The following is a 21534-nucleotide window of genomic DNA, read 5'->3' on the forward strand; positions in this document are numbered from 1 at the left end:
CGATCACTACTATCAAACCAAATCTAACAAACCAAACGTGAGGCACAAATGGCTCGACCTGCAGCAAAAGAGTTAACCGAGCGGGAGCTAGAGATCATGCATATTTTTTGGGATAAGGGAGAGTTAACAGCGCCTCAGGTGAGAGATCATCTAGCATCGACGGGGCGGAACTTGGCCTACACGACAGTAGCTACACTGATCAAGATTCTTCATGAGAAAGATTTTCTCACACAAACGGGTGATCAACGTCCCTACTCTTTTAAACCATCACGCCCCTTTGAAGATGTCTCAAAGAGCATGGTTGGCGATCTATTAGAACGACTCTTTGGAGGTTCTCGCGAACAACTTGTTCTCCGATTGTTCGACAGCGGGAAACTGACTCGCAAAGAGCGCGAAGCATTAGAGAGGGTATTAAAGGAGAACAAATCATGATCATTGACTGGATTTCGACCTTCGGCCCACGATTGCTTTCGTGCGCGTCTCAAGTTGCCATTTTTGCGATCATTGTATCGCTACTTTGCATTCGGACTTGGACCCCTCAGGGACCAAATATTCCACTGATGGGGCTGCTCGCAATCTTAGTTCTAACCCTGGGAAAGTTCGTTGCCCTGCCCGGCTGGACAAACAATTCACTGGACTGGGTCGAACGCAAGGTTCTTGAAGGGAAAACCCTCGATTCGACATTGCAATCGCGTCCCGAGGGTAAGCGGTTCACAGCAAACGCAGGGAAGAATTTTGGGAGCAATCAACAGCAGATCTCTTTGGAAACCCTCAGTACTGAGGGTTGGAGGTCCTGGTTACCGAAAGGGATCGCGCCTGCGACCGAGACCATTCCAATCGCGACCTCCGGACCGAAACAAGTCGGTTCACCGAACAACTCCTTTTCATGGATCTGGTGGGCATATTCGATTCCTATCCTAGCAATACCAATTGGGCTATTTCGATTGATCGCCGGAGCCGTTAGCGTAAGAAAGTTCAAGCGGAACAGTACCGTAATCGATGATCCTCGATTGAGCCAATTGCTCGTTGAGCTACCCGACCATTCGAAACAGGGGATATTGTTCGAAACTCGCACTTCCCCCAGCGTGTTATCGCCTGCAACGACCGGAATCATCAAACAGGTCTTGTGGTTACCCATGGATTGGAGCGAATGGACCGACCTCGAATTGCGAGGGATTTTGGCACACGAAGTGACCCACATTCGAAACCGTGACCATCTGGCGCAACTCGCTGCACAAACTTGCTTAGCATTCCATTTCTACAATCCAATCATCCATTGGCTGGTGAATCGACTCCGCTTGGAACAAGAATGGGCCGCGGATCATTGGGCAGCCGAATCGTTGGGTGGAAGCAAAAACTATCTGTCCCTTTTAGCAGAACTTGCTTTGAAGCAGGAATCTCGTCCCAAATGTTTCACTGGATGGCCCGCAACTCAATTCCTGGGTGGGCGAACTTTATTGAGGAGAGTCAAGATGTTAAAGAGCACTAACGTTTCTTCAAGGTCGAACTATAGGGCTATACCCTATGTTGCATGCGTTCTCATCATACTGCTGCTTTTCGGTTTGCTTGGACTGAGACCAGCCGATTCCATCGCTGCACCTGTAGTGAAATCCATCGAGTCAAGCGAGACCGCTGCCACAGATGGAGAGCCCAAGAAAGAATTTGAATTGCGCTACGTCGGTGACCAAGGCAGTTTTTTAATTGCACTGCGGCCAAAGGATCTGCTCAAGAATCACTTACTAAGGGAAGCGTTCCATGCTTTCGAATCTCTCCCTATCGTCCAATCTTTAACAACTCAGTTGGGAATCGAGATTCAAACCGTCGAGCAAATTGTAATAGAAGGAACTATCGCGAAATCCGAATTGAAATGGATCTCCTTCTTCGCGCAATCGAGTTCCTCGTTCGAGTCGTTTGAGAAAATAGCAATCTCTCCGAACGGTAAAAGCAGCAAGCTGGGTGAGACGACCTTTTACGAAATGCCGCGTGGCTTTCTCGCATGGTTTCCGACTCGGAATTCCTTCGTCATTCGAGAAAAAGGTGTTGGGAACAGAATCGAAAACCTCATCGAAGGGCAACAGATTCCTTCCGCCATTACTCAGTCCGATGTTTGGAAACGGCTTAGCCAAGGCGATGCGTTATTCGTCGCAAACAAAAAACAATCCACGTTGCTAATGTTGGCGCTAAGACCGCAAGTTGCTCGCGGAAATGGAATGCTCGCCATGATTGCAACCATCATGCAGGAAGCAGACTTTTGGGGAATAGGTACCTCCGCCTCGACAGACGAATTGGTCTTGAACCTTCGCGTGTTAAGTTCAGACGAGGCAAATAGCCAAATTGCAAAAGAATCTCTCGAAGCCACGACTACACTCGCAAAAATTTTCGTTCGAGAGTTTCAACGTGTAACGAAAAGCGATGCAGGCTCCAGCCAAATGCTGGGGGCTGCCTCCGCTCCGTCAAGGGACCTTCAAAACGTGATCGCGAACGATCCCTCCGTAAACGATACGGTACGGCAGGCAGGTGAAATCGTATTAACCTCGCTGCAGTCTGCCAAGATCGGTAAAGAGGCGAACACGATTTTCGCTGAAACGACCATTCGGTGTGATGGGGTTTTGGCCAAGCGTTTGCCAAGTCTGCTAGTTGCTTCGAGAGAAGCAGCTTCCAGAAGCAACAGTAGCAACAACCTAAAACAAATCGCTCTCGGATTTTACAACTACGAGGGTTCCTTCCAAAAGTTCCCTCATTCCAAGCTGACCGCGACTAACAGCGTCTATCCCTATAGCTGGCGAGTTGCCATCCTTCCTTATATCGAACAACAAGAGCTTTACGACCTGTACAGATTCGACGAACCGTGGGATAGCGAAAACAACAAAAAGCTCCTCGCGAAAATGCCATCCCTGTTTCGACATCCTTCCCAACCCCTCGATTCGACCACGACCGACTATGTTGTTCTCGTTGGGGAAGCAACCATTTTCCAACCTAACAAACCAAGTAAGATTTCCGACATCTCCGATGGGACCTCTGCGACCCTTTTGGTCGTAGAGGCAAAGAGCAATATTCCGTGGACAAAGCCGGAAGACATTGCTTTCGATCCAACTGGCCCACTTCCGAAATTGGGTGGTTTCACGGACGCCGGATTCAACGCCGCACGAGCCGACGGATCCGTACTATTTGTGGAGAAATCAATCGACGAAGCAGCGCTCCGGGCAATGATCACTCCAAGTGGCGGCGAACGGATTCAACGTAAATAATCTTTCTTTGTAGTACGGAATAAATGCTAGTTTGCGAATCGCAATTGTTCACTTGAGCATCCACCACCACAACACGGAGGTGATTGCCCAAGCCATGGCGGAATCCGTTCAGGCTGAGGTGATCCCGCTGGGTGAGATTACCGACCACGACCTCACGCGATTCGATGTCCTCGGAATCGGATCGGGAGTCTTCTTTGGCAAACACCATCCACGGGTTTTGAGCTTTGCGAAAGAATGCTCCCACCTTCCGCACCGTTGCTTCGTTTTCTCAACGGCCGGTATCCGGTGGATGTATAAGCTCTGGCACCAGCCGCTGGTCCGCATCCTGGAAGAAAGAGGGTGCGAAGTGATCGGTCAGTTTTGCTCACCAGGTTGGGACACCGTCGGACCGCTCCAGTACATTGGAGGCATACACCGTGGCCGTCCCAATGCTCGCGACCTAGAAAAGGCCAGACTATTTGCGATAAGGTTGCTGGAGTCCCAACGGGTGCCAGCAGACCGCGAGCCCGCCACCTGATTTTTAGGACCTCTCCATGTCCACCCACCACCCTCTTTCTCTTCTCGTCTTCGGATCCCTAGAAAAATGTCTCGACGAGATCCAACGAAAGGGTTCGCTGATATCTCGTTCGACCTCGAATCTTGGTGAACCGATCCACGATCTGCGGGTCGATTGCCGCAAAGGTCTCGCAGCTCTGGACTTCTACAAACCCGTCATTCCCCAGAGTTGCCACGAACGACTGAGGTCCAAGCTCCGGAAATTCCTACGCAGAAGCAACTTAGGGCGAGATTTGGATGTGATCATCCAAGCCTTAAAAGAGGACGATTCGCAAGGAGCAGCCCAACTCCTTCGACGATTGAAAAAGGATCGAAAGCGGGAGTTTCGAGATGTTCAAAAGAAAGTAGGCAAACTCGAATTCGGTTCCATGAAAACAAAGCTACATTCCCAAATGCTAGCTCCATCCCTTGCCCCCACTCAGGCCGCCCCAGTGGCATCCGCCGCCGATTGGGCCAAGCAGGAATTCCAAAAGGTTGCCCTTCAGATTCTTAGCGATATCCACGTTGGTGAGTGGGACACGGAATCAGCGCACCAACTTCGGCTTCGCATCAAGAAACTCCGGTACAGCCTGGAACTGGCAACCTCCATCGCCGGCGAAATTTCCTTGTCGATGGACGAGTCGCTCCTGTCCCAAGTCCAAAGGATGTTGGGGGAAATCAACGACTTGGCCGTCCGAATACGAATGCTTCGCGGTTATCAATGCGGCAGGAAAAGGCGCAAAGACCAGGCATTTCTCGAGAAGCAGATCTCGGCCGACAATCAGGAACTAGACCGAAGTCTGCAACAATGGTCCGAATTCTGGACCCCCGAACGCCAATCCTGTTTCTACGGCGCCTTAGCGAAACGCACTTTTTGAATTTCATAGCGCCCCGTCGCGCTCAAATCCCCTCTCGCCTGGTAAGGGGCCCAGCGGCCGATCTTGAATAGCCCTTGGGTTTTCAACGTTTCCTTCACGGGCGGCAGATTTCTACCATCGATGCTCGCCTTGACCTCTACCCCGTCCGCATGAAGGAGCATTTTGTGGGTCACGAGATAGTTCCAAGGTATTTCCGTCGACGAAATTCCCTCCAATTTCCCGTTGGCTTGAGGGAGATGATCTAGCATCCCAAGCCGGCGGGTTCCAATCATTCGAAACAAAACGCCATTCCCATCGAGTGTGTCGCGGGTCAGCGGACCGAACAAGAGCGCGAATCCGTACAGATCCACACTGGATTTGTCATAGTGCACGTCGACTTCCACCAACAAAGGGGGCGAGAACCGAAATCGCGGGATGATGACGGAGGACGCATCGTCCATTTTCACGGCCCATTCCATCGATCCCTGCGAAGTCACCTTGAAATCCCCAATCGCAAGCCATCCCCGCGCGTCGCTTCCGAAGTCCAAAACCACTTCTCCTTGGGTCTCCCAATCCTCACGCCATTGGAAAACCTTCTGGCAAAGGCTCGCAATCTTCGCGAGTGGCGCCGAATCGAGCCTTTGCGGCGCGGTATTTAGTGTGTCGAGCTCCTTGCGAACGCGATCCAAGGGGTGGGAAATCCGGATTGCTTCCTCGAAAAAAAGCCCTCGCTGAAGCGTGAACCAATCCACTTCACTGCCAATGGGGCTGGTTGCTGCGCCACAAAAATCCTTTGCAAGCTCCAAATCAAACTCCACCCCCACTCCGTATGGGACCGAAAGGTCCTCCCCATGAGTGGTAAGAAGCCAGTGCAAGCCCTCGAACTCACCACAATCCCAGAGAAATCGAGCCAGAATACGGACCGAGTTGGGCGGAAGCATCCAGTGATCCGCTTTCCCAACGTCGCTTTGGAGATAATTCATCGTGGAATCGCAGATCGACTTTACCCGCTCCGAATCGAAAGTTGCTCCGAATCCTCGTTCCTCGGCCCATTCCTCCAAAACTTGCAAAGAAAAGAGTCCTAGGGTTGGGGATTTCGGAAACGCCTCATGCAATTGATCCGCGTAACGAAGCAAAGACGCCTCTCCACCTCCCCATTTGGTCTCCCGAGAGGACAAAAATGTCCCGTGGGCGGGGAGATACTCGGGATCGACCGACAGAACATACCGAAACCAGTGGTCCGGCGCGACGCCGGTACACCCTGCAGAGCGTTCCAACCTCATCAAGGCATCGACGACCGGGGCCAACTCGGCAGAATGTTGCAGCGTTTCCAAATAAAACCGGGTCGCAATCTCCGCCCAATTCCCAAACTGCTCCAAATCCTTCTCTTCGACCAAGTACGTATAGGAAGCTCCCCGGTATTTGAACGCAATCACTTCTGCAATTCGACCACGAAGAGCACTTCGGAACAATTCTGAGCACCTACCCTCTGTCTCGGAATCCAAACGATCAAGCAGAAAAAGTTGCGAATGGACGTTGTAGCTACTTACGAGTCGATGGAATCGCAAAAATAGAAACTCCTCCAGTTCAGGAGATGTATCAACCAACTTCGCGCAAGCTACGATCGCCTCGATCCCGTCCTCAATGTCCCGTCCTTGGAACTCCGACGCCATCCGCCCGTAGATGTTGGTACGGTTTGCCGCGAGCAAAATTCTTAGAACCGGGGAGCGATTGTCCTCTTTCCACCAACGCATACCATTCTCGCTCGCGCGCACCAATTCCTCGAACGACTTCGAAGTGCGCATTTGCAGATATGCAATAAACGGATCCTCGAGCGATTGCTTTGCCGCCGCTTCGACTTTCGAACGGGACGGAAAACTTGCCATCCAACTATCGGCTAGATACTCGATCCATTCCTGCTGGGACTTTCCTAATGACTCCGCGGCGGATGGATTGGCCCGATAAAAATCTTCGACCATCACCCTCGCAGCCGCTTGAAAGGGACCTCGACGGGCGGGATCATCTTTCGGAAGAAGTGGGATTTGATCCCCGCGCAGCAAGCTATCTGCAAAATGGGGGTTTTGTTGTGCGCGTTCCTCCAGCAAATCTACAGAGACGTCAATCACCCCCAATTTGGGAGCGTCCAAACTTTCCAATCGCTTCTTCAATAGCGAAGCCATTTCCTCTTTACTTTGGGCGTCGGCACCACGGTAAAGGATCACCTTTGGATCCGAATCAGGGGACGCGGCGAACTCCAACGGCGGAGCTGGGGGAGTTGACCATTTAAGAAACCCCCAACAAGCGAGCAATCCAACGATGAGAGATGCAATTCCAAACGACCGAACGGTTGATGTCGTATTGCTCTTGGGCATGGCGTTGCTATATCGACGGTGGAGAAAGAGCGAACAGAGCGTCCGTTCAATATAGCAAAGAGGGGAGAATAGGGGGTCTTGGAGGGAAAGAGCGAAATAGCAATAAAAAAACCCTCTGTGGACGAATCCACAAAGGGTTTTTTAAAATCCGGCAATACCTACTTTCGCACTGGTGGGCACTATCATCGGCTCGAAAAGCTTAACTACTGTGTTCGGGATGGGAACAGGTGATCCTTTTCGATATAGTCACCGGAAGGGAGCAACGAGGGTGGTAACCCGTCGTTGCCCATGTTGGATTGGTAAATGTTATCTGCGTCTAGGATAGTTATCGGATCGTGCACGGTTAAGTGCAAGATACCGATGGTCAAGCGTTCGTCCGTTAGTAATGGTTAGCTTAACAGGTTACCCTGCTTACACATCCATCCTATCAACCTGGTAGTCTACCAGGGGACTCTCGCTACAAGTAGCTACGAAACCTAGTCTTGGAGAGGGCTTCACGCTTAGATGCTTTCAGCGTTTATCCTTTCCGTAGTTAGCTATCCAGCCGTGCCACTAGCGTGACAACTGGTACACCAGAGCTACGTCCAACCAAATCCTCTCGTACTAAGGTTGATCCTCCTCAAGTTTCGTGCGCCCACGGTAGATAGGGACCGACCTGTCTCACGACGGTCTGAACCCAGCTCACGTACCGCTTTCATTGGCGAACAGCCAAACCCTTGGGAGCTTCTTCACCCCCAGGATGCGATGAGCCGACATCGAGGTGCCAAACCGCCACGCCGCTGTGGACGCTCGGTGGCGATAAGCCTGTTATCCCCAGAGTACCTTTTATCTGATGAGCGATAACCCTTCCATTCGGAATTACCGGATCACTAAGGCCTACTTTCGTACCTGTTCGACTTATTTGTCTCACAGTCAAGCACCCTTTTACCTTTACGCTCTTTGCCTGATTGCCGACCAGGCTGAGGGTACCATTGCGCTCCTCCGTTACTTTTTAGGAGGAGACCGCCCCAGTCAAACTGCCCAACTGACAATGTCCTAAGCCCAGATTCATGGGTCAAAGTTAGAATTAAAGCATATCCAGGCTGGTATCTCAACGATGGCTCCCTGAGAACTTGCGTCCCCAGTTCAAAGCCTCCCAGCTATTCTGCACAGAACATACCTCAACCCAATATCAGCCTACAGTGAAGGTTCATGGGGTCTTTCCGTCTAGCCGCGGGTATGTGGCATCTTCACCACAACTACAATTTCACCGGGTCGGTGGTTGAGACAGTGCAGCAGTCGTTACGCCTTTCATGCAGGTCGGAACTTACCCGACAAGGAACTTCGCTACCTTAGGACCCTCATAGTTAGGGCCGCCGTTTACTGGGGCTTCGGTCGCGAGCTTCGCTTTCGCTAACCCTCTTCCTTAACCTACCAGCACCGGGCAGGCGTCAGACTCTATACCTCCTCTTACGAGTTCGCAGAGTCCTGTGTTTTTGATAAACAGTCGCTGCTGCCGATTTTCTGTGGCCTACTTTCGTAGGCGCCCCTTATCGCGAACTTACGGAGCCATTTTGCAGAGTTCCTTAACCACCGTTCTCCCGAGCGCCTTAGAATACTCTTCTCACCTACCTGTGTCAGTTTTAGTACGGTCGACCTTGCTTTAACGTTTAGAAGCTTTTCTTGGATATCCTGCCACACACTTCGGGATCTTAAGTGCCCTCGTGATCCTGTCTTGGCTTGTGCCCGGCGGATTTGCCAACCGGACGCCTCATCAGGACCAACAGACATTTCTAGTCGTACTGCTGTATTTTCGGATACCGTCCCTCCATCACTTCACAAGGCCGGCGACGGAATATTAACCGTCCATCCATCGTCTACGCCTTTCGGCCTCGACTAAGGTACCGGCTAACCCTGGGCGGATTTACCTTGCCCAGGAAACCTTAGGTGTTCGGCGAACAGGATTCTCACCTGTTTAATCGTTACTCATTCCGGCATAATCACCTGATGGGGCCGACAACGCTCCTTACGGTACGTCTTGTATCTCCCCATCAGCGCTCTCCTACCGATCCTTACGGATCCCGCAGCTTCGGTGTTCTATTTACTCCCGTTCATTATCGACGCAGAACCTCTCGACCAGTAAGCTGTTACGCACTTTTTAAATGGTGGCTGCTTCTAAGCCAACATCCTGGCTGTCACAGAGATTCAACTTTCTTAGTGACTGAATAGAACTTCGGGACCTTAGCTGACGATCTGGGTTGTTTCCCTCTTGACCATGGAGCTTATCCCCCACAGACTGACTCCCGAGATAGTTACAACGGTATTCGGAGTTTGGTTCGGCGAGGTACCCAAGGAAGGGCCCCCGTCCGATTCAGTCTCTCTACCCCCGCTGCATAGTGGCTCGAGGCTATCCCTCAAAATATTTCGGAGAGAACGAGCTATCTCTGCGTTTGATTAGACTTTCACTCCTCCCCACAGATCATCCCATCGGTTTTCAACCCAAATGAGTTCGGTCCTCCACGCAGTTTAACCCACGCTTCAACCTGTCCATGGGTAGATCACGCAGTTTCGCGCCTAGCGCCCGCAACTTAGTCGCCCTATTCAGACTCGGTTTCCCTCTGGCTTCGGCCCGTAGAGCCTTAACCTGCTGCAAACGCTAACTCGCCGGATCATTTTGCAAAAGGCACGCCGTCACACTTTTAATAGTGCTCCGACCGCTTGTAAGCACACGGTTTCAGGTTCACTATCCTCCCCTAACAGGGGTTCTTCTCACCTTTCCATCGCTGTACTGAGTTCACTATCGGTCATTGAGGAGTATTTAGCCTTACGGGATGGTCCCCGCAGATTCAGACCAGGTTTCACGTGACTGGCCCTACTCAGGTACCACTCGGGAGGCGCTCAACTTTCGCTTACTGGACTGTCACCATCTATGGTGTGCCGTTCCTGGACACTTCAGCTAGTTGTCGCTTTGTAACTCCCATGTGAGTGGCCCTACAACCCCGAAGAGGAAACCTCCTCGGTTTGGGCTCTTCCGCTTTCGCTCGCCGCTACTAACGGAATCGATTTTTCTTTCTTTTCCACCAGGTACTAAGATGTTTCAATTCCCTGGGTTGGCCGCGTACACCTATGAATTCAGTGTACGCTAATTCGGGTATCTCGGGATCAACGCCTATTTGTCGACTCACCCAAGCTTTTCGCAGACTTTCACGCCCTTCATCGCCTCTCAATACCAAGACATCCCCCGTGCGCCCTTAGTAACTTGACCATCGGAATCTCGAACTCAACTCAACCCAACATCATTGTTCATTCACCGCTTTCGCAGCCAACAACCAACAACACTGCACCGAGCCGCTCGATCCGATCATCCAACCAGTTATCGCGATTCACATCGCAACACCGGTTCGCCTATCCTTTTTTGCGCTCGTTCAAAACGGTTCATTAAAGCTCAACTGAATAATCAGCAAGCGTTCTTCTCAGAACCGGTTTAAACATATCATTCGTGCTCTCGTCCTTAACCGGAAAAATCAAGGACTCAGCACGATTTCAGATGCCATCTACCAATCCAACCAAATTGCCAAAGATCAGTTTCGCTCGCGACTTCCGTCACTTGCGAGGGGTCACCATCTTACTGAGGTCACTGACTCGCGTCAAGTGGTTTTGTAAGATTTTTTTGACCGTCTCGACTTTCGCATTTCTTTCGGCGACTTGCGTCGCGTCCGATTTGCGTCGGTCGAGGAGGCGAGAATCATCCAGATTTCTTTGTCGGCCGCAAGGCCTTTTTTGAAATTGTTTTGGATGATTTTCGAGTGGAGGTGAAGGGACTTGAACCCATGACCCTCTGCTTGCAAAGCAGATGCTCTCCCAACTGAGCTACACCCCCGAACTAACCAGTGCGCACGCGTGGATTCGAACCACGGACCTCGTCGTTATCAGCGACGCGCTCTAACCAACTGAGCTACGTGCGCGAATCCAACTAGCGGGTTCCTGGCCGGAACCAGGAGCGAGAATCCTATCGATCTCTTCGCTCCTGTCAACGCGGTTTTTCCAAAAACCACGTCGACCCGCTTTTTCAAGGTCTGCCGTGCATCCTTGCGGAGACCAGTTTATCGTTCCTTCTCAGTCCATTCTTGAGCCGTCTGCTCCAGAATTCCCAAGATTCCCAAGAATCACGAATCGACCAACGGCTTCTTCTTCTCGGTAATAACCTTGCTCTGAGGTGCTTGCTCCGCATTCATCGCGATATAGCTCTGCCACTCCGCAGGTACATTGTCCTCGTGGAAGATCGCTTCTACCGGGCACTCGGCGACGCACGCCTCGCAGTCGATGCACTCATCCGGATGGATATAGAGCATCTTCTCCCCTTCATAGAAACACTCCACGGGGCAGACCACCACGCAGTCTGTGTATCGGCAGCCAACGCATGGTTGGGTTACAACGTGCGTCATTTCCATTCCCTCTTTCTTTGTGCGAAACCTATCGAAAAGATTGTCGGGCAAGCCCAAATCAATCTGGTTTTTCCAAGCCGGAACAAACGCGACTCGCATCGTAGGGGCGAGGAAACCAGGTGTCAAGAAACTTGAATCTGCTTGCTGTCGTCCATCTCGCTACCTAATATTGAGTAAATCCCGCTGCAACCGAATCGCTCCCGGCGACTCGAATTCGTTCGCCCCTTTTCCCAGCAATGCCGTGGCACTCTCCAATCTCGATCGCGAACTGCTCGACAAGTGCCTCGCTAAGGACACCGCTGCCTGGCAAGAGTTCACGGACCGCTTCCTCGCCTTGATCGTCCACGTCGTCAACCACACTGCAGCCTCACGAAATATCCAAATCACCACCGAATCTCGGGATGATCTGGTCGCCGAAGTCTTCCTCTCCTGGATCGAAAAGGACTTCGCAGCACTCCGACGATTCCGCGGCCGAAGCTCCTTAGCTACCTACCTCACCGTCATCGCTCGACGCGTTATCGTTCGCAGACTCTCCCAACTAAGAATCCCCAACTCCCACACCAGCCTCCTGTTCGACGTACCAGGATCCGCACCCGCCCCGCATCTCCACAATTCGCTCGACTTCCAATCCGCACTCGCCAAACTCTCTCCCAACGAGGCGACAGCGCTGAAAATGTTCCACCTGGAAGGCTGCACCTACCAAGAAATCGGATCCCGAATCGGGATGCCCGAAAACAGCGTCGGGCCGCTCCTATCCCGCGCTCGGGACAAAATGAAAAGCTTGGTGTAACAACCCGTCCCACTCGCGGTAAAGTAGTCCCGCTATCGAAGGCCGGCTACCGAACACTCGCAACGGTCGGCTCGCAAACGGCAAGGTCCGAGCGCAAGTGGGCGCGCTGGATGCTCAAACAGATCTCCACCAAATCCTGCACCAGCGGCGCGAGGGATCCCCAATCCGCAACCGCCTTCCGCTCCAAATCCCCTTGAAGCTCCTCGATGATCCTACCAATCCAAGGCATCTCGATCTTCCGCGCCAACGTCTGCAAACTCTCCAACCGAGGCTTGAGCCCCATCAAATTCCCCGACTCAAAACAATGAATCACCCGCTCCAACTGATACCCCACCATCAACGCGCTGTCGAGCATCGCCACGTCTCCCATTCCAGATACAGGTCGCCATCCATAAGGCGAATCGGCAAACCGCTCGACCCACTCGCTATCGAAACGACTCCCTACCTCCTGTCTCAACCACGCAATGGCCTCTTCATGCGACAAAGGTGACTCAGAAAGCTCGGAAGTAGCGATGTCGTAGGCATTCGCAATCGCAAGGATCTTCGCTCCCGCGACCACAGCGATGTCCTCCAAAGCGTCCATCTCTCGGACCGATGCGTTTTGGTGCGTAACGATCCCCAAAAGCACCTGACTCTGGAACGCGGATCGGAGAATCTGAACCCCCTTCGCCACGCGGTCAGGACTGACATGCTCGTCCGAATGCTCCGCGTCCTGATGGGTCGCCAAACAGCCGATGTCATGCAACATCCCAGCGATTTCCAACGTATAGAGCTGCCCGACCGGCAGTACCCCTCGGGCCATCGTCACGCAAATCTCGGCCACGCGATGCGAGTGCGCTGCTATCACCGGCGACTTCGCAATCAACGCGGAGTTCAACGTAACGACAGCATGGTAGGAAACAGGTTGCTCCTCCACGTCGGTCGACGCCAATTTGGCCGCCTTCTTTCGCTCTTCTTCCTTCGACTGCTCCTCCAATTCTGGACTCCAGACTCGATACCCATTTCGCCCCCCATGCTTGGCCGCATAAAGCCCCTGGTCCGCCTGCTCGATCTGGGCCTCGATCGTCGGTGCCCCATGGAGGCTGCTCGATACCCCAAGACTCGCGGTCACTCGATAGGGATTCGCAAGCTCGGTGGCGATTCCTCCACGAATCTCCTCCGCCAATGCAGCCCCTTCCTCCAAAGTCGCTTGAGAAAGGACCACACAGAACTCCTCCCCGCCGAACCGTCCTAAAACCGCCCGACCTTCGACAATCCGCGAAACAGTCTTCACGACTTCCTTCAAAACCGCATCCCCTGCGGAGTGGCCATGTTGGTCGTTCAACTTTTTGAAATGGTCGATGTCCATCATGATGGTCACCAACCCCCGATCCCCCTGATTCCTTGCCCCCCACAGCTTGTCGATCTTCTCCAGCAACGCGCGGCGATTCAATGCTCCTGTTAGCCCGTCGCGTGTGGCCAACTCATGCAGCACCTCGTTCTGCCTGCGAATTTGCTCCTTCGATGTTTCCAAATCGCTCAACACTGTCAACAAATGTCGCCGTTGCACTTCCATCAACGTGATGTCTTCGAAACTAACCAATGCACCGGAGATATTCTCTTGAGCATCGAATACCGGAGTGGCATTCACCATGAAGGTCCTCGGTTCATCACCGGACTTCAAGTGGATCTTCACACCAGCCTTTTGCGACTTCTCACGAATGACATACTCCCATGGCCAATCTTCTTCCGAAGCCTCGCGCGACCACCCCAGCTGATTGAGCCGCTGACGGGTCAGTTCATCTATCGATTGCGAAACGTACTTGGCAAACGAGTCATTGACCAAAAGGATCTTCCCTTCGGCATCGAGAATCACCACCCCACCGACGATGGTGTCCAATGTATTCCGCACGCGTTTCGGCACCGCGCTCTTCGGATCGAGCACACTCAGCGCCTTGTTTAGAAACAAAGAGAAACTTCCGAAGTTCAACGCAAAGCCAATCGCTGCTACCACCAACCACCGAGCAAGCATGGCCACCATATCGGGGGCTGCCGGTTGAAACGCTATTTCCAATTCGGCAAAAACCGAATTCCCACGCATCAGGGGTATGCGCACTTGATCCAACGTCGAGGGGGACTCGATCGGGAGTGTCCAATACTGCTCGTGCCCAGGGCTGGCATAGAGCACCAACCCATCATGACGCAGAATCCGAAGGCTTCGCAAGTCCTCAATTTTACGCAGCAAGTCTCGGCACCCCATCTGCAACTTGATGCTGTCGACGTTATTGAGCTGGGTCGAGCAAGCCGTCGCAACCAACCGACTTTTCTCCACCCGCTCCTTCTGCAACTCGATCGTCTCGTCTTGAAAAAGTCCCGTCAACTGCCCAGCCACCATCGGTCCAAACGACATCGTCGCGAGGATGATCGCCATCTTGTAGGTGATCTTTAACCTTGGCATGGGAGATGAAACTTGGGGGGGTGCGACGGAAAACACGCGTGCTCGGATTTCCACCGCATAATCTGCAGAAGAAACCTCCCAACTGTTGAACAATTTAGAAGTCGCGCCCCGATAACCGCTCAAATTGCAATCAATTGCGGCTTATCGTCGTGAGAATAAAACGACCGTAACGATTTTGACGATCGCGGGAAACAGCCGCCCCCTCCCGCTCCAGCGGAAGCGTACGCTTTGACAACTGGGCAGGATGTTCCGCCTGGGAAAACCTTGCACTCCTTGCCTCGCAATCAACCGATTCATCAGGAATAAGCCGCACTCCGCGCGGTTTGTTTTGAGGGAAGCGGTTAACCGAACGATAACGTGGAATGCGGGCCAGGAAGGACCGTAACACGATCAAAGGAGTGTCGAGTGTTTTTGCGGGGCAGGGTGACTCAAGGAGCCGTAGGGTGGGCGTTTATCGCGTCCGTATCGCTCTGCGCCCTGATGTCGCGGCCCCTCCAAGCATGGCAACCACCCTCCCCCCCTGCTTTCCACCGAGACGTCTCCAGCGAGGATTTCGAACGCTTTCTCCAATCCAATCCCCGGAATCTCGCTCCAAACCTCCCCGTCGCCGTTGCCGCCACCGCGATACCTACGGCTCCCTCCCCGGCCCCACAGCCGATCCGACTCTCTCCGCCGCTTCCTCTCCCGCAGCCTGATGTCCGGCCTCCGCTATCCCGACAACCCGCAGTCGAAGCCTATATGCCGGACGAAAAGGACCAGATACCTTTCCAGCCTTGGGGAGGAGCCTGGTGGGAATCCCCCACCAGCGGTGCCCAACGCCCCCTGCTGACCTCACGCCAGGATCGCATTTGTTACGTGGAATTGGACCAACTCGTCTGGCTTTCGACCCAGTACTCCAAACGCCTGCAGAGCATCCTGAAAGTACCTCGCATCCAGCGGACGGAAATCGATGTCGCTCGCGGCGACTTCGACCCCCGCAGCTTCGCGCAATCGACATTCCACGACACCTCGGACCCAGTTGGCAATACCCTCACCACGGGCGGCCCACGCCGACTCAACGACTATTTCTGGGAAAACGCAGCCGGTATTCGCGATCGCAATTCGTTCGGTGGCAAGACGGAGTTCAGCCAATCCTTCAACGCGCGGGATAGCAATTCCCTTTTCTTTCTGCCGAAAAACCAAGTCGACTCGAAACTGACCCTCAATTACACCCAACCTTTAATGCGTGGGTCCGGAGTCTTCTACAATACCTCCACCGTCGTCATCAACGAAACCAAGACGGCAGGGTCTATCGCGGTCGCTAACCGGGAATTGCAAGACCAGACGATTCGTATCCACTCGATCTATTGGGAACTTGTCCTCGCCCGATTTCAAATGGTCCAAGCCATCAATGCGAGGTCCCGCTTTGAAGATTTGAAGACCCGGTTGCAATACCGAGAAGGCCGGGACTTGCTCGCCATGTATCTGCTTCGTGCCGACAAGACCATTGCCGAACAAGACGCGTTGATCGCCGAACTCAAAGCCAAAATACGTGGCTTCCAAGCGGAACTCGCCGTCATGGTAGGGGCACCCGACATCCAACGGACCGTTTGCGATGAACTGATCCCGATGACCCTGCCCGTCGCATCCCTCCCCCCGATCGATTCGTTCGAGGACGAATACTACAACGCGATTATGTACCGTGGGGATGTCCAAGCGATTCGACACGAAATTGCGATCGCCTCGATCCAAAAACAAATGGCCTACCAAGAACTGAAACCTACCCTGGATCTGGTCTTGGAAGGCTACGTGCGCGGACTGGAAGGGGACAAACAACTCATGCAGTCCTTCCTCAGACAGTTCGATACCGGCGCGCCGAGCTACGCGGGAGGATTCGTTTATCAGAACCCGCTCCATAACCGAACCGCGCGAGCGAACCAACTCGGTAAATCGCTCGCGCTCGAAAAACTCGTGTGCGATTTCGAATACAAACTCATGGAAGCAGGAGCGCAAGTTTACCGATCGGTGGAACGGACCAAGGGGACTTATCTCTCTATCTTCGCAGCGCTGCGAGCCGCCGAAGCCGCTGCCGCAGAAGTGGAAGCGTACGATTCCCGACTGGAAGACTACTTCTCGGAAAACGGGTCTACCAGCTCGATCCTCAACGAATTGATCGATGCCGAAATGCGGTTGGTCGCCGCGGAACGCGAACTCGCCACCCGACAGGTTGAGCACATGCAGGCCTTGATCCAAGTCAAATACGAATCGGGTACCCTGATGACCCTGACCACCGAAAACTCCCCGCCAGAAGACATTCCACTCCGCTAACCGTTTTTCATTTGCTTTCCTGTTCCCTACAATGCCCAGTCGGCGACGCCGCGACCATCACCGATGGCGAGTCGTCACGTCTTCTCTTCCACTCCGTAGGCAGACCGAATGCTCCAGCGCAAATACATCTTTCCCAATGTGATCGAACTGAACGTCCAAGCGGGACATTTGATCGGATGCAACGTCTACCTTATTCACGACTCGGAAGAGTGGGCTCTGATCGACGTCGGATACGAAGACGATGTCGATGAGATCGTTGAGCTCATTCGAAATTTGGACTTCGGCCTCTCGAAATGCAAAACCCTGATCGCCACGCACGCTGACGTCGATCACTGCCAAGGGCTCGCGAAACTCAAACAAATTCTCAAGACCACCGTCACGGCCCACCCGAAAGCCGCTAGCTTGCTCGAGGCCGGAGACCGGCTCAAGACGTTTGCCGAAATCGAAGCGCAAGGTATCCATGAGGAGATGCCTGCTGTCACGGTAGAGAACCATGTGAACGATGGGGATATCATCACCATCGGAAACCTTTCGCTCGAAGTTTGGTCAACTCCCGGTCACGCAGACAGTCAGCTCGCCTTTCGCCTTGGAAACCTCCTGCTGAGCGGGGACAATATCTATCGGGATGGGGGAGTGGGGGCGATCGACGCACACCACGGTAGCGATATTCCCGACTTCATCGCATCCCTGAAACGCATCCGAGAGGCGGACGTCGAGTGGCTTCTTCCCAGCCATGGACCTTACTTTCGCAAGGATCCGAAAATGATCGATCAAGTCATCGCGAGGCTGAACAGCTATCTGCACCTCTCCGATTTCGGAACTTGTGCCATCGGCTGGCCATTGATCGATCAATGGGAACAAGAAATCGCAGAAGGAAAGCTTCCTTCGTAATCGGATCAGACTGTAATCGGATCATGACGGAACCCACGGCCGCTCCTCCGCAACCTTCCCCACAACTTCCCTCTGGGCGCACGCCGCTGCTCGATCGGCAGACGACTCGTGTGATTGTATTCGTCACGCTGTTCGGAGTTACTGGGTTCCTCGGCCTGCCACTCCTATGGTTCAGCCGCGCATTCTCCCGGCGTGAGAAAATAGTTTGGTCGGTGATCAACACGCTCTATACGCTCGCCTTGATCGGAATCACCGCGGCGATCTGCTGGTGGTCCTATCTTCAGTTCAAAGCGATTTGGTAGCCAAACATGAAACAGCCCAACCCACGACCCCTGTCACCTCCGATCCAACTCTCCGGCGTCTGGGAAATGGATTCTATCGAACAAGCCGATGGGATTCTCGGAGGCACCACAGAAGGCTTCGTCTATCGCCGCGACGGCCACCCCAACGCCACAGACCTCGCCCACCAGCTGGCAGCGCTCCATCGCTTCGAACACGGAATAGTGACCGCGCAAGGGATGAGCGCACTGGCAGCAGCCTGCTTGTCCCTCTTGAAACCGCGCGACACGGTGATCCTCGCTCAACCCTTATACGGCAAGACCTCCTACCTGGTCAAAGAAGAGCTCCACCGGTGGGGTATCAAGTGGATCGATATCGATGCGACCGATCTCAACGCTTGGGATACAGCCTTGGCCCAACGACCGCAACTTGCCATCGTCGAGACCATCACCAACCCACGGATGAGCGTCCCGGATCTCCAAGCCATTTGCGATCGGGCCCACGGAGCCAACCCCGACCCCTGCATCGTTCTCGTCGACAACACCTTCGCGACCCCCGCTCTTTGTCAACCGAGTCGCTTCGGAGCCGATCTCGTAATGGAAAGCTTGAGCAAATTCGCGTGCGGGCATGGCGATGCCATGCTCGGCTTCCTGGGCGGCAACTCGGAGGTGTGGGGCCGCATACGAAGCACGGTCAGCGCCTACGGACTGGCTAGCAGTCCGCTCGATTGCTGGCTGACTCAGCGAGGCCTAGCGACCCTCGATGTCCGCATGGAACGAGCTGCCGCAACCGCCCAAATCCTCGCGGAACGCTTCGCGAACCACGCTTCCTTAAGATTTCTCGACTATCCGGGCCTTCCCACCGACAAAAGCAATCACGTCGCCCGCGCCCAATTTGGCCAACGCTTCGGAAACATGATGACTCTGCACCTTCACGGAGGCATAGACGCTGCGAATCGATTTATTGCACGCACCCAGAACGCGATCCCCTTTTGCCCTTCCCTCGGTGACACACGAACCACGTTGAGCCACCCCGCATCCACGAGCCACCGCTCCTATGCGACGGATGCGTTGCAACGACTCGGGATCGACGGCGGAACGCTTCGCTTCTCTATCGGTTTAGAACAACCGGATGCACTGACCCTCGCTATCGAAAAAGGTCTTGCTTAGTCGCTCATTCCCAAACGATGGTATCGCCCGGGAAGATCGGACCATCGATGCACGTTCGCTTGTAATCCCATTCGCCATCCTCTTGCCGGACCTTGGCAACGCATGTGAAACAAATGCCGATGCCGCATGCCATCGGTGTTTCCAAAGAGACTTCACATGGAACGCTGTAGCGAGCAGCGATCTGGCTCACGGCGCGCATCATCGGTTCCGGCCCGCAACAAACAATTCGCTTGCTACTGCTGGGATTCTCCTCCAACAAGGGGACCAGCACGTCGGTCACCCTTCCTGAAACTCCGATCGAACCATCTTCGGTCGCGATGTGGACATCGCTGCAGGCCGATTGAAATTCGGGAAGCCCTGCCAAATACTCGCGATTCCTAGCTCCATAGCAAAGCGAAACTCGCTTCGCGTAGGCTTCGGTGCAAGAATCTGTTCCGAATGCTCGTTTTCCGAGAGCGGCGAGAGCCGTTGTTAGCATGGGAGTTTGTCCGACTCCTCCCGCAACGAGGATCAAATGCTCGACAGGGGACGTTGAGAAGTGATTGCCCAAGGGCCCCCAAATCTCCACTTGATCACCCGCAACACACTGCGAAAGGGCGCGCGTGAATTTACCTTTCACGATATAGACCACGCTGATCGCCTCCGGCTTCCCATCGGCGCCATCATGGACATCGTAGAGTGCAAACGCTCGACCGATCAAAGGATCGTTTGCCCCGGCGATGCGCACCATAAAGAATTGTCCGGGCAAGGTCCTGCGGGCAAACGCAGGAATCGCGACCGTCAATTGCCAAGTATCTTTCGCAATCACCCGATGCCGACAGATCTGGGTCGACACGAACTCGAATCGAGGTGAGCAAACTCCCGTGGTACTGGCCGGGGCCAGGGTTGTGCTATTCATAAATCCATTAAGGACGAGGATGAAGTTTCAAAAAGTAGTATCACCAATCAGTGCACCTATCAGTCGAACGACTGGCACCAACTATTGATTTGAGTTGCGACCCATCGACAATGCTTTTCGTCGGTGAGCAAGTGATTGCAGTTGGGTAAGGTTATCAGCGATCGAGGCCCCTCCGGCCGAGTCCTTGCATTGGCGAAATCGCAATTCCATAACGCGTGCTCGTACGCAACCGTCTCATCCGTCGGAGAGTGCAATGCCAACATCGGCTTTCTCAGCGCCGCAACACTCGCAGGAAGATCAAAACTGCGGAAATCTTCGAGCATCTGCCGCTCAACCGGATAGGTAAATCCTCCAATCGTGACTTCCCCTCGCCCCTCTAGCACGATGGATGGATCCATCGACTCCAAGAGGGAAGCCAAATGGTGGGTATCGCTCGGGGTAGCCAATGCGATCACGCCGATCACGGACTCAATCGATTGAGTCATGGCCAAACTCGCAGCCCCGCCGAAACTATGCCCCATCAGAAAATCCGCCCCGTCGTACTCCTGTTCTAAGAACTCCGCGGCGGCCTGCAAATCCACACAATTGGTGCTGAAATTCGACTTGGCGAATTCTCCCTGGCTCCCTCCGAGCCCTCGAAAATCGTATCGCAAGACGATCCAACCGAGATTCGCTAACTCGCGAGAGATTCGAACGATCGCTTTGAGATCTTTGCTGCATGTAAAACAATGCGAGAAAAGTATCGTCCCTAGCCGCTCCGCATCGGGTACCTCCAGGATGCCGGTCAATTCCAAACCATCCGAGGTCGGAATGACGACCCTCTGCGAATGTCTAGCCATGTCGTATCCTCCTCGTTACCGTACGCGTCGCATCGAAATCGTTCCCGTATCCTTGGCCGCTGCAAAGGATCCGTACAAGCCATTTCCTAACACCATCGAGTCCATGCGGTAACTGCCAAGCATCGGCCCCAGCGGTTTGTTGGCCATCAACCGCACATTCCCCGCCGCATCCATCCTGGGTTGCATGGAAACTTTGTACGTAAAAGGAATCACCACAAAGAATCGACCGCTGAAGCGAGCATCGTATCCGCCTTGCCCGTTGGCCCGAATCGTCGCCCGCATTGGTCCTTGATGACCCGTCGACTGACTTTTCCACTGACCCTTCCAAGTTCCCACTGGACTACCCGCCCAAGCGACCGAGTTCATCGCACCCGCGAGCAACGCTCCGAACACGCATACCATCCACAGGTTCTTCATCGAAAACATCTCCAAACGCCCCAACTCATGCAGGAAATACGAACAAGTTCTCATGCCAGGGATGCGACTCAT

General features: G+C 53.7%; 15 protein-coding genes, 2 tRNA genes and 2 rRNA genes. 9 read left to right on the top strand and 10 right to left on the bottom strand.

Features of this window, described 5'->3' with window-relative positions; translation table 11 throughout:
- The first annotated feature begins 48 nt into the window (after positions 1–48).
- From VN12_RS12000 to VN12_RS12015, 4 genes are read left to right on the top strand one after another with little or no spacing between them, the layout of a single operon-like run.
- Positions 49–432 (top strand): BlaI/MecI/CopY family transcriptional regulator, encoded by a 384-nt coding sequence (locus tag VN12_RS12000; RefSeq protein WP_146677065.1) that lies wholly within the window; start codon positions 49–51, stop codon positions 430–432.
- Positions 429–3248, top strand: coding sequence for a M56 family metallopeptidase (locus VN12_RS12005; protein WP_146677066.1), 2820 nt, complete (start codon positions 429–431; stop codon positions 3246–3248). Before VN12_RS12000 ends, VN12_RS12005 begins: the two co-directional genes overlap by 4 nt.
- A 31-nt stretch (positions 3249–3279) precedes the next feature.
- On the top strand, positions 3280–3765 hold the full coding sequence (locus VN12_RS12010) for a flavodoxin domain-containing protein (protein WP_146677067.1): 486 nt from the start codon (positions 3280–3282) through the stop codon (positions 3763–3765).
- Positions 3766–3781: 16 nt separating this feature from the next.
- Complete coding sequence (locus VN12_RS12015; RefSeq protein ID WP_146677068.1) at positions 3782–4660, top strand: CHAD domain-containing protein; 879 nt, start codon at positions 3782–3784, stop codon at positions 4658–4660.
- Here the strand turns inward: VN12_RS12015 and VN12_RS12020 are convergent.
- The 6 genes from VN12_RS12020 to VN12_RS12045 form a co-directional block, all read right to left on the bottom strand.
- Entirely contained in the window at positions 4630–7011 is a 2382-nt protein-coding gene (locus tag VN12_RS12020; protein ID WP_146677069.1) for a hypothetical protein, read from the bottom strand. The genes VN12_RS12015 and VN12_RS12020 overlap by 31 nt on opposite strands.
- Positions 7012–7157: 146 nt before the next feature.
- A 5S ribosomal RNA gene (gene rrf, locus VN12_RS12025) occupies positions 7158–7265 on the bottom strand.
- A 106-nt stretch (positions 7266–7371) separates the two neighbouring features.
- Positions 7372–10255, bottom strand: a 23S ribosomal RNA gene (locus VN12_RS12030).
- A gap of 542 nt (positions 10256–10797) precedes the next feature.
- Positions 10798–10870 (bottom strand) — tRNA-Ala (locus VN12_RS12035).
- Positions 10871–10881: 11 nt separating this feature from the next.
- Positions 10882–10955: transfer RNA gene (locus tag VN12_RS12040), tRNA-Ile, on the bottom strand.
- A 201-nt stretch (positions 10956–11156) separates the two neighbouring features.
- Positions 11157–11435: a ferredoxin family protein gene (locus VN12_RS12045; RefSeq protein ID WP_146677070.1), complete on the bottom strand. Its 279-nt coding sequence runs from the start codon at positions 11433–11435 to the stop codon at positions 11157–11159.
- Positions 11436–11676: 241 nt separating this feature from the next.
- Between VN12_RS12045 and VN12_RS12050 the strand changes: the two genes are divergently transcribed.
- On the top strand, positions 11677–12225 hold the full coding sequence (locus tag VN12_RS12050; protein WP_146677071.1) for an RNA polymerase sigma factor: 549 nt from the start codon (positions 11677–11679) through the stop codon (positions 12223–12225).
- 46 nt (positions 12226–12271) lie between these two features.
- On the opposite strand, the gene VN12_RS12055 is transcribed toward VN12_RS12050, so the two are convergent.
- Entirely contained in the window at positions 12272–14662 is a 2391-nt protein-coding gene (locus tag VN12_RS12055; RefSeq protein ID WP_146677072.1) for a diguanylate cyclase, read from the bottom strand.
- A 405-nt stretch (positions 14663–15067) separates the two neighbouring features.
- On the opposite strand from VN12_RS12055, the gene VN12_RS12060 reads away from it, so the two are divergent.
- The 4 genes from VN12_RS12060 (at position 15068) to VN12_RS12075 (ending at position 19308) form a co-directional block, all read left to right on the top strand.
- Entirely contained in the window at positions 15068–16969 is a 1902-nt protein-coding gene (locus VN12_RS12060) for a TolC family protein (protein WP_146677073.1), read from the top strand.
- Positions 16970–17077: 108 nt separating this feature from the next.
- Complete coding sequence (locus tag VN12_RS12065) at positions 17078–17860, top strand: MBL fold metallo-hydrolase (RefSeq protein ID WP_146677074.1); 783 nt, start codon at positions 17078–17080, stop codon at positions 17858–17860.
- A 23-nt stretch (positions 17861–17883) separates the two neighbouring features.
- Entirely contained in the window at positions 17884–18162 is a 279-nt protein-coding gene (locus VN12_RS12070) for a hypothetical protein (RefSeq protein WP_146677075.1), read from the top strand.
- Between the two features lie 6 nt (positions 18163–18168).
- The gene (locus VN12_RS12075; RefSeq protein ID WP_146677076.1) at positions 18169–19308 is read left to right on the top strand and encodes a trans-sulfuration enzyme family protein; all 1140 of its coding nucleotides are present in this window, start codon (positions 18169–18171) and stop codon (positions 19306–19308) included.
- 4 nt (positions 19309–19312) lie between these two features.
- Here VN12_RS12075 and VN12_RS12080 read toward each other — a convergent pair whose 3' ends face one another.
- The 3 genes from VN12_RS12080 to VN12_RS12090 are packed head-to-tail and all read right to left on the bottom strand — an operon-like array spanning position 19313 to position 21534.
- Complete coding sequence (locus VN12_RS12080; protein WP_146677077.1) at positions 19313–20206, bottom strand: dihydroorotate dehydrogenase electron transfer subunit; 894 nt, start codon at positions 20204–20206, stop codon at positions 19313–19315.
- Positions 20207–20265: 59 nt separating this feature from the next.
- Positions 20266–21045 carry an alpha/beta hydrolase family protein gene (locus VN12_RS12085; RefSeq protein ID WP_146677078.1) on the bottom strand — a complete coding sequence of 260 codons (780 nt, stop codon included), beginning with the start codon at positions 21043–21045 and terminating at the stop codon, positions 20266–20268.
- 15 nt (positions 21046–21060) lie between these two features.
- Positions 21061–21534: a hypothetical protein gene (locus VN12_RS12090; protein ID WP_146677079.1), complete on the bottom strand. Its 474-nt coding sequence runs from the start codon at positions 21532–21534 to the stop codon at positions 21061–21063.

It is taken from the genome of Pirellula sp. SH-Sr6A (assembly GCF_001610875.1).
In the GTDB taxonomy this organism is placed as follows: domain Bacteria; phylum Planctomycetota; class Planctomycetia; order Pirellulales; family Pirellulaceae; genus JBKCUI01.